A 12,172-nucleotide genomic window follows, 5' to 3' on the forward strand; every position below is an offset into this window, starting at 1 on the left:
GACGGTTCCGTGTGAACGCGTGAAGGGGTGGGACCCGGTACGGGTCCCACCCCTTTTTTCGTGTCCTTCGTGACCTTCGTGTTCCTGGTGTTTCCGCGTGCCCCGCGTCAGGGTTCCAGCGCGCGGAGCACCAGTCCGGACGCCGGCTTCGGTCCGAAGGACGTCGACTTGCGGGGCATCGTGACGCCCTGGCGGGCCAGATCGCGTACGACTTCCTCGTGGACGGGGTGCATCAGTACGGCCGTGCCGCCGTCGCGTTCCGCCTTGGCGACCGTGGCGGCGGCGTCGTGGATGTACGCGATGTGCGCGGGGGAGTCCTCGGGAATGTCCCAGACGTGCGCGAGGAGTGTGGCGTGCAGGACCGTCGCGTCGAGGGTGCGCCAGGCGGCGGGGTGCTCGGCCGGGACCGTGCGCGCGAGCAGGTCCGGGTCGGGGCGGTCCACCAGGTGGAAGGCGCCGTCTCCGGCGAGGAGGAAGGCGTTGCCCGTGGCGGCGGCCTCGCCGAGCACCGCCAGGGCGTCGGCGAGCGACGCGTCGAGGCGGCTCACACGGAACCGGCCTTCGAGGGCGGCGAGGGCGTCGGCCACGGGCAACCCGTGCAGCAGGCGGTGGATGGCGCGGACGCGCAGCGGGTAGCGGACGGTGTCGACCAGGAGGACCAGGCCGTAGTCCCAGGGGCTCGGGGAGGGGTGCTCGGTGCGCAGGCGGAGGTAGGTCGCCCAGCGGTGGTGGCCGTCGGCGATCAGGGCCTGGTGCCGGGCGAGGTCGGACTGGATCCGGGCGAGGTCCCCGGGGTCCGTGACCGACCACAGGCGGTGGCTGAAGCCGTCCTCCGTGGTGGTCGCGAGGAGCGGGGGCTTTTCGGCGGTGCGTTCCACCACCTCGGTGGTGAGGGCCGCCGCGTCGTCGCCGCGGTAGGTCAGCAGGAGGGGCTCGAGGTTCGTGCAGGTGGCGCGCATCAGCGCCGCGCGGTCGGCGACGATGTGCGGCATGACGTCCTCGTGCGGCAGCACCACGCCTTCCGCCGGCTCCGAGACGCGCAGGGCGCCGATGACGCCGCGCTGGAGCATGCCCCGGCCGTCGCACTGCTCGTAGACGTAGAGGCCGGGCTCGGAGTCGGTGACGAGGATTCCGTCGGCGACCCAGCGGTGCAGGGTGTCGGCGGCCTGGGCGTCACGGGCCGCGGGGGTCGCGGCCTCCGGAAGGATCAGCCGAACGATGTTGTGCGGGTCCGCCGACTGGAGGTGGTGCAGGCCGTCGGGGCGTACGACCACGTCGTACGGCGGGGATGTCACGGCGGCCAGGCTGCCGACCCGATCGGGGTCGTAGCGGAGCCCTCGGAACGGCGTGAGTTCGAGGCCTCGGCGCGTCGTTGCTTCCGGGTGACCTGCTGTGTTCATCCCGGCATCGTACGTGTGCCAGTGACATGAGGGATGATCGAGGAAAGACACCGAGCCGAGGAGAGTAACCGAATGAGCCAGGGGGTCAGGACCAGGCCCGAGGGCAGTGGTCAGACGCTCAGCGGGGCGTACGACACGGCACTGCTCGATCTGGACGGGGTGGTGTACGCGGGCGGGAGCGCGATCGCGCACGCGGTGGATTCGCTGCGTTCGGCCAGTGCGGGCGGGATGCACCTCGCGTACGTCACCAACAACGCGCTGCGGACGCCGGACACCGTGGCCGCGCACCTGACCGCGCTGGGCATCCCGACGGCGGCGTCCGACGTGATCACCTCGGCGCAGGCGGTGGCGCGGCTGATCGCCGAGCAGGTGCCGTCGGGCGCCAGGGTTCTGGTGATCGGCGGCGAGGGGCTGCGGGTGGCGCTTCGGGAGCGCGGGCTCGTGCCGGTCGAGTCGGCGGACGATGATCCGGCCGCGGTGGTGCAGGGGTTCGGTGGGCCGGAGCTGCCGTGGGGGCGGTTCAACGAGGCGTGCTACGCGATCGCGCGGGGCGTCCCGTGGTTCGCGTCGAACACCGATCTGACGATACCGAGCGTCCGCGGGATCGTGCCGGGCAATGGCGCCGGGGTGGAGGTGGTGCGGATCGCGACCGGCGCGGAGCCGCAGATCGCGGGCAAGCCGCTGCCGCCGATGCACCGGGAGACGATCCTGCGCACCGGGGCGAAGCGGCCGCTGGTGGTGGGGGACCGGCTGGACACCGACATCGAGGGCGCGTTCAACGGGGAGGTCGACTCGCTGCTCGTGCTGACCGGGGTGACCGACGCGGCGCAGTTGCTCGCCGCGCCGCCGCAGCACCGGCCGACGTACGTCGACGCCGATCTGCGCGGCCTGCTCACCGGCCAGCCCGAGGTGACCGGGGCGGGCGACGGGTTCCGGTGCGGCGGCTGGACGGCGAAGGCCGGGGCGGAGCGACTGGAACTCGACGGTGACGGCGCGTCCTTGGACGGGCTGCGGGTCCTGTGCGCGGCGGCCTGGACGGCGGCCGGTGACGGCACGTGCGCGCTGGACGCGGAGAAGGCGCTGGCACGGCTGGGGTTGTGACGTGGCGTGGGCGTCCGGGCCGGCATCCGGATCTTGATTCAATCAGAGGGTAGGCTAACCTAACCCGCGTGTTGGTTGAAAGCCCTCCCGAACAGCGCGCGGACGTCATGCCCGCGCCTCCACGTCGCCGGGTGACGCGTGCCCTCGGGCTGCTCGCGGCCGCGTCGATCATGGTGCTCGTCGCGTTGTCGAGCATCACGATCGGCGCCAAGGAACTGTCCCTGGGGCAGGTCTGGCACGGGCTGTTCGAGAGCACGGGGACGTACGGCGACGTCGTGGTCGACGAGCGCCTGTCCCGCACCGTCCTCGGGCTCCTCGCCGGTGCGGCGCTCGGCCTGGCCGGTGCCGTGCTGCAGGCGCTCACCCGCAACCCGCTGGCCGATCCCGGACTGCTCGGCATCAACGCGGGCGCGTCCGCGGCGGTCGTCACCGCCATCAGCTTCTTCGGCGTCACCAGCCTGAGCGGCTATGTGTGGTTCGCCTTCTTCGGCGCGGCCGCGGTCGGGGCGCTGGTCTGGTTCCTGGGCGGCAGCCGGGGGGCCACACCGGTCCGGCTCGCGCTCGCCGGCACCGCGATCAGCGCCGCCCTCTACGGCTATCTCCAGGCCGCGATGATCCTGGACGACGCGGCGCTCGCCAAGATGCGCTTCTGGACGATCGGTTCGCTGAGCACGGCGACCGACGAGACCATCGCGCAGGTGCTGCCGTTCCTGGTGACCGGCTCGGTGCTCGCGCTGGCCCTGGCCCGGCCGCTGAACGCCATGGCCATGGGCGACGACACCGCCAAGGCGCTCGGCGCCAACCTCAACCGGACGCGGGCGCTGTCCATGCTCGCCGCCACCGTGCTGTGCGGGGCCGCGACCGCAGCTTGCGGGCCCATCGTGTTCGTCGGGCTGATGGTTCCGCACGTGGTCCGCTCGTTCACCGGGCCCGACCTGCGCTGGATCCTGCCCTACGCCGCCGTCCTGTCGCCCGTGCTGCTGCTCGGCGCGGACGTGCTCGGCCGGGTCGTCGCCCGGCCCGCGGAACTCCAGGTCGGCATCGTCACCGCGATCCTCGGCGGCCCGGTCTTCATCTTTCTCGTACGACGCCGGAGGACGGCCAAGCTGTGAAGAGCAACCGTGCCCTGCGCACGCCCGGCGGGCTGTCGGTGCGTCTGGACGTCCGGTCCCTCGTCGTCGTCCTCCTGCTGCTGCTCGCCGCGCTCGCCGCGAGCGTGCTGCTGATCGGCACCGGCGACTTCCCCATCTCGGCCGGCGACGTGCTCAAGACGCTGCTCGGCAACGGCGACGCCGGTCAGCAGTTCATCGTCAACGAGCTGCGGCTGCCGCGGGTCCTCGTCGCGCTGCTGGTCGGCGCCTCGCTCGGACTCGGTGGCGCGCTGTTCCAGTCGATCTCCCGCAATCCGCTGGGCAGCCCGGACGTGCTCGGCCTCGGCCAGGGCGCCACGGCCGGCGCGCTCGTCGTGATCGTGCTGTTCTCCGGTGACGCCGGCGCCGTCACGGCCGGCGCGCTCGTGGGCGGTCTGGCAACCGGTCTGGCCATCTACCTGCTGGCCTGGAAGCAGGGGGTGCACGGCTACCGGCTGGTGCTGGTCGGCATCGGCGTCTCCGCCGTCGTCACGGCCGTCAACGGCTATCTGCTGACCAAGGCCGACATCGTCGACGCGGCCCGCGCGGTGGTCTGGATGACCGGCTCGCTCAGCGGCCGGGACTGGGACCAGGTCTGGCCGCTGCTCGCGCTGAGCGCGGTCCTCGTACCGCTCGTCCTCGCGAACGGGCGCGGCCTGCGGATGATGGAGATGGGCGACGACGTGTCGTACGCCCTCGGGGTGCGCGTCGAGCGCGTACGGATGCTGCTGCTGGTGGCCGCCGTCCTGCTGACCGCCGCGGCCACCGCCGCCGCCGGACCGGTCGGGTTCGTGGCGCTCACCGCGCCGCAGCTCGCGCGCCGCCTGACCCGCTCACCGGGCCCGAACCTGGTGCCCTCGCTGTGCATGGGCGCGGCCCTCCTGGTCACCGCCGACTGGGTCTCGCAGCGCCTCCTGGGCGCGGACCAGCTGCCCGTGGGCGTGGTCACCGGCGTCCTCGGCGGGGTCTACCTGCTGTGGCTGCTGGTCACCGAACGCAGGGCGGGCCGGATATGAGCGGCCCCGCGACGCCGGGGGCGAAAGGCCCCGGGCAGAAGCCGGACACGAGCGGCTCAGCCGACGAGAACACCCGAAGGAGCACAGTGAACCGCCTGTCCGCCGAGAGCGTCACCCTCGCCTACGACCAGCGTGTCATCGCCGAGCAGCTGTCGGTGGAGATCCCCGACAACTCCTTCACCGTGATCGTCGGCCCGAACGCCTGCGGCAAGTCGACGCTGCTGCGCGCGCTGTCGCGGATGCTCAAGCCCGACCGGGGCCGCGTGCTGCTGGACGGGCAGGTCATCCAGTCGATGCCCGCGAAGAAGGTCGCCCGCACGCTCGGACTGCTGCCCCAGTCGTCCATCGCGCCGGACGGGATCACGGTCGGCGACCTCGTGGGCCGCGGCCGGTACCCGCACCAGGGCATCCTGCGCCAGTGGTCGGCCGAGGACGAGCGGGTGGTCCAGGAGTCCATGGCGCAGACCGGCGTCGCCGAGCTCGCCGACCGGTTCGTCGACGAACTGTCCGGCGGTCAGCGGCAGCGTGTGTGGATCGCGATGGCGCTCGCCCAGCAGACGCCGCTGCTGCTGCTCGACGAGCCGACGACGTATCTGGACATCCAGCACCAGATAGACGTCCTCGACCTGTGCGCGCAGCTGCACGAGGAGCAGGGCCGCACTCTCGTCGCCGTCCTGCACGACCTCAACCACGCCGCCCGGTACGCCACGCACCTGATCGCGCTGCGCGGGGGAGAGGTGATCGCCGCGGGCGCGCCGAACGACATCGTGACCGCCGAGCTGGTGGAGGACGTCTTCGGGCTGCGCTGCCAGATCATCGACGATCCGGAGACCGGGACCCCGCTGGTGGTGCCGGCGGCCCGCCGGGCACGCGCGCGTGCGACGGCGGACCGGACTTCCGTGGCCGCTTCCTGAGGCCGCGCTGCCGCTGAGGGGCCGCCTGAGGCAGCTTCCCCGCTGAGGGGGCCGCCTGGAGGCAGAGTCCCCGTACAAGGGGCTTCGTCAGGCAGGGACGCGGTGCCGCTGAACGGGCTCCCCGAGGCCGTACCGGCGCACGAACGGGCTGCCCCGGGCACCGCTCGGCCAAGGGCACGTCCGACGCCGCACCGCCGCTACAGGAGCTTCCTGAGGCGGAACACGTCCAACAGGCCGGCCTCCAGCTTCACCCGGCCCGATCCCCATGCCTTGGCGAAGTTCAGCTCGCCGGCGACGAGGGCCACCAGATCGTCGCCGGTCATGGCGAGCCGTATCTGCGCCCTCTCCAGCGGCTTGCCCGCAACCGTATGGTGCACCTCGATCCGGCCGTCCACGAGGCGGCCGACGAAGGTGGTGTCCAGGTCGGTGATGTGGCAGCTCACCGAGCGGTCCAGGGCGGCGGCGGCGCGGACGTCGCCCTCGGCGCCCCGCATGTGGTCCGAGAGTTTCTCCAGTGCGGCGCGGCACTCGTCGATCGTGGCCATCGCGACCGACGGTACCTCAGTGGTTCGGGGTAGCGTCGGGGCATGAACGACTCGGCTCCGCAGACGGAGATCCCGGAGGGGGAGGCGCCGGCGCGGCCGGAGCACGATCCGGCCGCCCCCGCCCCGCTCGGTGTGCCCCGCACTCCCACCGGCAACGCCGAGGTCGACGCGCAGCTGGAGCGGCTGGCCGACACCGACCACCTCGCCACCGACGGGCACGTCGAGGTGTACGAGGATGTGCACCGGGGGCTGCGTGACACGCTCACCGCGCTCGACGCCCGCACGGGGCCGCCGGCTCCCGTCCGGCACCCGGGTCCCGACCCTCACCGTGGCCGACCGGGCCACCCGTCCGATGCACCGTATGGCAGTAGGAGCTGAACCGAACGTGGCAGGAGTCGCACGTCGCCGTCTGGACGCGGAGCTGGTCCGCCGCAAGCTCGCACGCTCGCGTGAGCACGCAGGCCAGCTGATCGCCGCGGGCCGGGTGAGCGTCGGCAAGACCGTCGCGACCAAACCGGCCACGCAGGTGGAGACCGCCGCCGCGATCGTGGTCGCCACCGACGCGAACGACCCGGACTACGTGTCTCGGGGCGGCCACAAGCTGGCGGGCGCGCTGGAGGCGTTCGTACCGCGGGGGCTGACGGTCGAGGGGCGGCGCGCCCTGGACGCGGGCGCGTCCACCGGGGGCTTCACGGACGTGTTGCTGCGGGCGGGGGCCGCGCACGTCGTCGCCGTCGACGTCGGATACGGACAACTCGCCTGGACTCTGCAGAGCGATGAACGCGTCACGGTCAAGGACCGTACGAACGTACGCGAGTTGACGCTCGAGGCGATCGATGGAGAGCCGGTGGATCTGGTGGTGGGGGATCTGTCCTTCATCCCGCTCGGAATCGTCCTGCCCGCACTGGTGCGGTGCGTGCGGCCGGACGCCGACCTGGTGATGATGGTCAAACCGCAGTTCGAGGTGGGCAAGGAGCGGCTGGGAAGCGGGGGAGTCGTACGGAGTCCGCAGCTGCGTGCCGAGGCCGTGCGCGGGGTGGCCGAGCGGGCCTGGGAGCTGGGGCTCGGGGTGAAGGGCGTGACGGCCAGTCCGCTGCCCGGCCCCTCGGGGAACGTGGAGTACTTTCTGTGGCTGCGGGCCGGGGCTCCCCGACCGGACCAGGCCGACATCGACCGTGCAGTGGCGGAGGGGCCCCGTTGACACCGAACCGAGCTCGTACTGTTTTCCTGCTCGCCCACACCGGGCGGCCCGCGGCCATTCGCAGCGCCGAGCTCGTGGTCAAGGGGCTGCTGCGGTCCGGTATCGGGGTGCGGGTCCTGGCGGCCGAGGCGCGCGACCTGCCGCTGCCGGACGAGGTGGAGCTGATCGAGGAGGCGACCGCGCAGTGCCTCGACGGGTGCGAGCTGCTCATCGTGCTCGGCGGTGACGGCACGCTGCTGAGGGGCGCGGAGTTCGCCCGCGCGTCCGGGGTGCCCATGCTCGGTGTGAACCTCGGGCGGGTCGGCTTCCTCGCCGAGGCCGAGCGGGACGACCTCGACAAGGTCGTCGACCGTGTGGTGACGAAGGCGTACGAGGTCGAGGAGCGGATGACCGTCGACGTCGTCGTGCACAGCAACGGGGACATCGTGCACACGGACTGGGCGCTGAACGAGGCCGCCGTGCAGAAGGTGTCCGCCGAGAAGCTGCTGGAGGTCGTCCTGGAGATCGACGGCCGGCCGGTGACGGGGTTCGGCTGCGACGGGATCGTGCTGTCGACCCCGACGGGCTCCACGGCGTACGCCTTCTCCGCGGGCGGGCCCGTGGTGTGGCCGGAGGTCGAGGCGCTGCTGATGGTGCCGATCAGCGCGCACGCGCTGTTCGCGAAGCCGCTGGTGACGTCGCCGAACTCGGTGCTCGCGGTGGAGGTGCTGCCGCACGTCCCGCCGGGGGTTCTGTGGTGCGACGGCCGCCGCACGGTGGAGCTGCCGCCCGGCGCGCGGGTGGAGGTGCGGCGGGGATCCGTGCCGGTGCGGCTGGCCCGGCTGCACCACGCGTCGTTCACCGACCGGCTGGTCGCGAAGTTCGCGCTGCCCGTGTCCGGATGGCGGGGGGCGCCGCACTAGTGCCGCGGCACTAGCGTGTGGCGTGAGGGCGATCACGCGGTGAAGCGGTGTGCACTCGCCCGGGTGACATGGGTGGCCCGCGTGCACTTCCTCGGCCGGACCTCGTATGGTCGTGTCCGTGTTGGAGGAGATGCGGATACGGTCGCTCGGAGTCATCGACGACGCTGTCGTCGAGCTGTCGCCCGGGTTCACGGCGGTCACCGGTGAGACGGGCGCGGGCAAGACCATGGTGGTCACCAGCCTGGGGCTGCTGCTGGGCGGGCGTGCGGATCCGGCGCTCGTCCGGATCGGCGCCAAGAACGCGGTCGTGGAGGGGCGGATCAGCCTGTCCGCGGACGCCTCGGCCGCCCTGCGGGCCGAGGAGGCCGGCGCCGAGCTGGACGACGGGGCGCTGCTGATCAGCCGTACCGTCTCCGCCGAGGGGCGCTCGCGGGCGCATCTGGGCGGCCGGTCCGTGCCCGTGGGGGTCCTGGCCGAGCTGGCCGACGAGCTGGTCGCGGTGCACGGGCAGACCGATCAGCAGGGGCTGCTCAAGCTGTCCCGGCAGCGGCAGGCGCTCGACCGGTACGCGGGCGGCGCGGTGGCCGGGCCGCTCACCAAGTACACGGAGGCCTACCGGCGGCTGCGGGCCGTCTCCGTGGAGCTGGACGAGATCACCACGCGCGCGCGTGAGCGGGCCCAGGAAGCCGACATGCTGCGCTACGGGCTCGACGAGATCGCCGCCGTGGAACCGCGGGCCGGTGAGGACGCGGAGCTGGCCGAGGAGGCGGAGCGGCTCGGGCACGCGGAGGCGCTGGCGTCCGCGGCGACCGCAGGGCACGCCGCGCTCGCGGGCAACCCCGAGGACCCCGAGGGCGTGGACGCCGCCACGCTGGTCGCGGGCGCGCACCGGGCGCTGGAGGCCGTACGGTCCCACGATCCGGCGCTGGCCTCGCTGGCCGACCGGATCGGCGAGGTCGCCATCCTGCTCGGCGACGTGGCAGGGGAGTTGGCGGGGTACGCCGACGACCTGGACGCCGACCCGCTGCGGCTGGCCGCGGTCGAGGAGCGGCGGGCCGCGCTCACGGCGCTGACCCGCAAGTACGGCGCGGACGTCGACGCGGTCCTCGCCTGGGCGGAGCAGAGCGCCGCGCGGCTGACCGAACTCGACGGCGACGACGAGCGGACCGGGGAGCTGACCGCCGAACGGGACGCGCTGAGGGCCGAACTGGGCGGGCTGGCGCAGGCGCTGACGGACGCGCGGACGGAGGCCGCCGAGCGGTTCGCCGGCGCCGTGACGGCCGAACTGGCCTCGCTGGCGATGCCGCACGCGCGCGTGTCGTTCGAGATCCGGCAGACCGAGGACCCGGAGGGCGTCGAGGTCGGCGGACGCACCGTCGCCTACGGGCCGTCCGGGGTCGACGAGGTCGAGCTGCTGCTCGCGCCCCACCCGGGCGCGCCGCCCCGGCCGATCGCCAAGGGCGCGTCCGGCGGTGAGCTCTCGCGCGTGATGCTGGCGGTGGAGGTCGTGTTCGCGGGGACGGATCCGGTGCCGACGTACCTCTTCGACGAGGTGGACGCCGGTGTGGGCGGCAAGGCCGCGGTCGAGATCGGGCGGCGTCTGGCTCGGCTGGCGAAGACCGCGCAGGTCGTGGTGGTGACGCACCTGCCGCAGGTCGCGGCGTTCGCCGACCGGCAGTTGCTGGTGGAGAAGACCAACGACGGCTCGGTGACCCGGTCCGGTGTCAAGGTGCTGGAGGGCGAGGAGCGGGTCCGGGAGCTGTCGCGGATGCTCGCCGGGCAGGAGGACTCCGAGACGGCCCGCGCGCACGCCGAGGAGCTGCTGGAGACGGCTCGGGCGGACGCCTAGCCGGACTTGGGGAGTGGCGTGATGACCGGCCGTACGCCCAGGATCACCTCGTTCGTCCGCGCCGCCGCCCTGACCGGGGCGGCGGTCGCCGTCCTGCGGGCCACCGCGCCGGGTGGGCGTGCGCGGTGGGAGCGGACGAACCACGCCGGGCGGCCCGTCGGGCTGTACGCCGGGCCCGCGGTGGCCCTCGCGGCGGCGGTGGGTGCCGGGCGGGTGCTGCCCGGCGCGGTGCCGGCCGTCGTGGCCGCCGGTGTCTGCGGGGCGTACGACGACGTCGCCGGGGCCGGGGACGGGCGCCGTGGCTTGCGGGCGCACCTGGCGGCGCTGCGGGACGGCGAGGTCACCAGCGGCGCCGTGAAGCTGATCGGTGTCTGCGCGGCGGGGCTGCTGACCGGCGGGGCGCTCAAGGAGCGGCCGGTGGACAAAGTGCTCGCCGGGGTCGTGGTCGCCGGGGCCGCGCATGCCGTGAACCTGGTGGACGTCCGGCCCGGGCGGGCCGCCGCGGCGGTCCTCGCGCTCGCGGCGCCGGGACTGCTGCGGGAGGGGCCCGGCGCACCGGCGGCGGCGGTCGCGATGGGCGCCGCCGCGGCGGTGCTGCCCGGCGATCTGAGGGAGCGCGTGATGATCGGTGACATGGGCGCGCACGCGCTGGGCGCCTTGCTCGGCGCGGCGGTCGTCGCGGGCAACGGGCGGGCCGGGCTGGTCGCGCACGCGGCGGCGGTGGTGGCCGCGGCGGTCTACGGGGACAAGGTCGGCGGGTCGGCGCACGCGCGATATCACTCGTGTGAGTGACCCGGGTCGCCAGGTTGTCTGCGGTCGGCGGGAGGCCGGGGCGGCCGGCGGTGCCGGAACGGCCGTACGGCCTGGCATGCTTGGGCGGGTACGCGGAGATCCCGCACCGTCCACCCCTCCCCACGAACCCTCCGCACGCCGCCTCGTGACCGTCCGACGCCGAACCAGGAGCCCCCGCCCAGGTGAACCCGTGAGCAGCCCCTCACCGCACGGCCGGTCGCCGCTGCGCACCGTGCAGGTGCTGGGCGGCGGCAACGTCGGCAGCAGCGCCCATGTGCGCTCCCTGACCGCCGGGCTCGTCGCACGGGGCGTGCGGGTCACTGTGTGCGCCCCGGTCGAGGCGGATCACTCCTACGACTTCACCGGTGCCGGAGCCGACCACGTCCATGTGCCGCGCAGCAGCGATCCGGGGTCCGTGGCCGCGCTGCGCGCCGCGTGCACCCACGCCGACCTGGTGCACGCGCACGGGCTGCACGCCTCGTTCCGGGCCGCCCTCGCACTCGCCGGACGCAGTACCCCGCTGGTCGTCACCTGGCACAACCGGGCCCACGCCGAGGGAGCGCGCGCCCAGTTCCTGCGCCTGCTGGAGCGGCGGGTGGTCAGGGCCGCCGCGGTGGTGCTCGGGACCACCTCGGACCTCGTGGACCGGGCCCGGCGGGCGGGCGCCCGGGACGCCCGGCTCGCCGGCGTCGGACTGCCCGGGCCGCGCACCCCCGTCGAGCACGACGACCCCGACCGGCAGCAGCCCAAGATCCGGGCCGAACTCGGTGCCACCGGCCGCCCGTTGCTGATGGCCGTCGGCTCCCTCGACCCCCAGCGCGGCTACGACCTCCTGCTGGACGCCGCGCGCGCCTGGCGCACCCGCGACCCCGTGCCGCTGGTCGTCATCGCGGGGGAGGGCCCGCTGCGTCCGGTGTTGCAGCGCCGTATCGAGGACGAGGAGCTGCCGGTGCGGCTCATCGGGCGCCGTGACGACGTGGGCGAACTGCTCGCCTCCGCCGATCTCGCGCTGCTGCCGAGCCGGTGGGAGGCGCGGTCCGTGCTCGCCCAGGAGGCCCTGCACGCGCGTGTGCCGCTGGTCGCCACCTCGGTCGGCGGGCTTCCCGAACTCGTCGGCGACGCGGCCGAACTCGTCCCGGCCGACGACGCCGAGGCGTTCGCGGACGCCGTCGAACGGCTCCTCGACGATCCCGAACGGCGGGAGCTGCTCCAGGAGATGGGCCTGCGGCAGGCGGCCACGTGGCCGAGCGAGGACGACACGGTCGCCCAAGTCCTGAGCGTCTACGACGAGTTGACGCAGGCCAGGCCGTTCATCTGAGGCC

The 12,172-nt window shown here is 73.8% G+C and carries 12 protein-coding genes; 10 read left to right on the plus strand and 2 right to left on the minus strand.

Features of this window, described 5'->3' with window-relative positions; translation table 11 throughout:
- Nucleotides 1–107: 107 nt before the first annotated feature.
- Entirely contained in the window at nt 108–1,400 is a 1,293-nt protein-coding gene (locus tag DN051_RS29640) for a DUF1015 family protein (RefSeq protein WP_053758152.1), read from the minus strand.
- 72 nt (nt 1,401–1,472) lie between these two features.
- Here DN051_RS29640 and DN051_RS29645 point away from each other — a divergent pair, with 72 nt between their 5' ends.
- From DN051_RS29645 to DN051_RS29660, 4 genes are all read left to right on the plus strand, one after another.
- On the plus strand, nt 1,473–2,501 hold the full coding sequence (locus DN051_RS29645; RefSeq protein WP_112439868.1) for an HAD hydrolase-like protein: 1,029 nt from the start codon (nt 1,473–1,475) through the stop codon (nt 2,499–2,501).
- 68 nt (nt 2,502–2,569) lie between these two features.
- Nucleotides 2,570–3,613: a FecCD family ABC transporter permease gene (locus DN051_RS29650; protein WP_079000699.1), complete on the plus strand. Its 1,044-nt coding sequence runs from the start codon at nt 2,570–2,572 to the stop codon at nt 3,611–3,613.
- On the plus strand, nt 3,610–4,647 hold the full coding sequence (locus tag DN051_RS29655) for a FecCD family ABC transporter permease (RefSeq protein ID WP_053758149.1): 1,038 nt from the start codon (nt 3,610–3,612) through the stop codon (nt 4,645–4,647). Before DN051_RS29650 ends, DN051_RS29655 begins: the two co-directional genes overlap by 4 nt.
- Nucleotides 4,644–5,561 (plus strand): ABC transporter ATP-binding protein, encoded by a 918-nt coding sequence (locus tag DN051_RS29660; protein WP_112439870.1) that lies wholly within the window; start codon nt 4,644–4,646, stop codon nt 5,559–5,561. The genes DN051_RS29655 and DN051_RS29660 overlap by 4 nt, the downstream gene beginning before the upstream one ends.
- 197 nt (nt 5,562–5,758) lie before the next feature.
- Here DN051_RS29660 and DN051_RS29665 read toward each other — a convergent pair whose 3' ends face one another.
- Nucleotides 5,759–6,106 carry an SCP2 sterol-binding domain-containing protein gene (locus DN051_RS29665; RefSeq protein ID WP_053758147.1) on the minus strand — a complete coding sequence of 116 codons (348 nt, stop codon included), beginning with the start codon at nt 6,104–6,106 and terminating at the stop codon, nt 5,759–5,761.
- A 42-nt stretch (nt 6,107–6,148) separates the two neighbouring features.
- On the opposite strand from DN051_RS29665, the gene DN051_RS29670 reads away from it, so the two are divergent.
- The 6 genes from DN051_RS29670 (at nt 6,149) to DN051_RS29695 (ending at nt 12,168) form a co-directional block, all read left to right on the plus strand.
- Complete coding sequence (locus DN051_RS29670) at nt 6,149–6,484, plus strand: hypothetical protein (RefSeq protein WP_053758146.1); 336 nt, start codon at nt 6,149–6,151, stop codon at nt 6,482–6,484.
- 7 nt (nt 6,485–6,491) lie between these two features.
- Entirely contained in the window at nt 6,492–7,307 is an 816-nt protein-coding gene (locus tag DN051_RS29675) for a TlyA family RNA methyltransferase (protein WP_053758145.1), read from the plus strand.
- The gene (locus DN051_RS29680; protein ID WP_053758144.1) at nt 7,304–8,209 is read left to right on the plus strand and encodes an NAD kinase; all 906 of its coding nucleotides are present in this window, start codon (nt 7,304–7,306) and stop codon (nt 8,207–8,209) included. Before DN051_RS29675 ends, DN051_RS29680 begins: the two co-directional genes overlap by 4 nt.
- Before the next feature lie 106 nt (nt 8,210–8,315).
- Complete coding sequence (gene recN / locus DN051_RS29685; RefSeq protein WP_199314707.1) at nt 8,316–10,058, plus strand: DNA repair protein RecN; 1,743 nt, start codon at nt 8,316–8,318, stop codon at nt 10,056–10,058.
- Nucleotides 10,059–10,079: 21 nt separating this feature from the next.
- Nucleotides 10,080–10,850, plus strand: a complete 771-nt coding sequence (locus tag DN051_RS29690; protein WP_112439872.1) for a hypothetical protein — start codon at nt 10,080–10,082, stop codon at nt 10,848–10,850.
- A 190-nt stretch (nt 10,851–11,040) separates the two neighbouring features.
- Complete coding sequence (locus DN051_RS29695; RefSeq protein ID WP_234388739.1) at nt 11,041–12,168, plus strand: glycosyltransferase family 4 protein; 1,128 nt, start codon at nt 11,041–11,043, stop codon at nt 12,166–12,168.
- Nucleotides 12,169–12,172 lie beyond the last annotated feature (4 nt).

The organism is Streptomyces cadmiisoli (genome assembly GCF_003261055.1).
In the GTDB taxonomy this organism is placed as follows: domain Bacteria; phylum Actinomycetota; class Actinomycetes; order Streptomycetales; family Streptomycetaceae; genus Streptomyces; species Streptomyces cadmiisoli.

Bases quoted from the DNA above. Each gene is read 5' to 3' on its own strand.
- DN051_RS29645 (WP_112439868.1), top strand. From the start codon at position 1,473: ATGAGCCAGGGGGTCAGGACCAGGCCCGAGGGCAGTGGTCAGACGCTC.
- DN051_RS29640 (WP_053758152.1), bottom strand. From the start codon at position 1,400: ATGAACACAGCAGGTCACCCGGAAGCAACGACGCGCCGAGGCCTCGAA.
- DN051_RS29660 (WP_112439870.1), top strand. From the start codon at position 4,644: ATGAGCGGCCCCGCGACGCCGGGGGCGAAAGGCCCCGGGCAGAAGCCG.
- DN051_RS29670 (WP_053758146.1), top strand. From the start codon at position 6,149: ATGAACGACTCGGCTCCGCAGACGGAGATCCCGGAGGGGGAGGCGCCG.
- recN (WP_199314707.1), top strand. From the start codon at position 8,316: ATGGTCGTGTCCGTGTTGGAGGAGATGCGGATACGGTCGCTCGGAGTC.
- DN051_RS29665 (WP_053758147.1), bottom strand. From the start codon at position 6,106: ATGGCCACGATCGACGAGTGCCGCGCCGCACTGGAGAAACTCTCGGAC.
- DN051_RS29690 (WP_112439872.1), top strand. From the start codon at position 10,080: ATGACCGGCCGTACGCCCAGGATCACCTCGTTCGTCCGCGCCGCCGCC.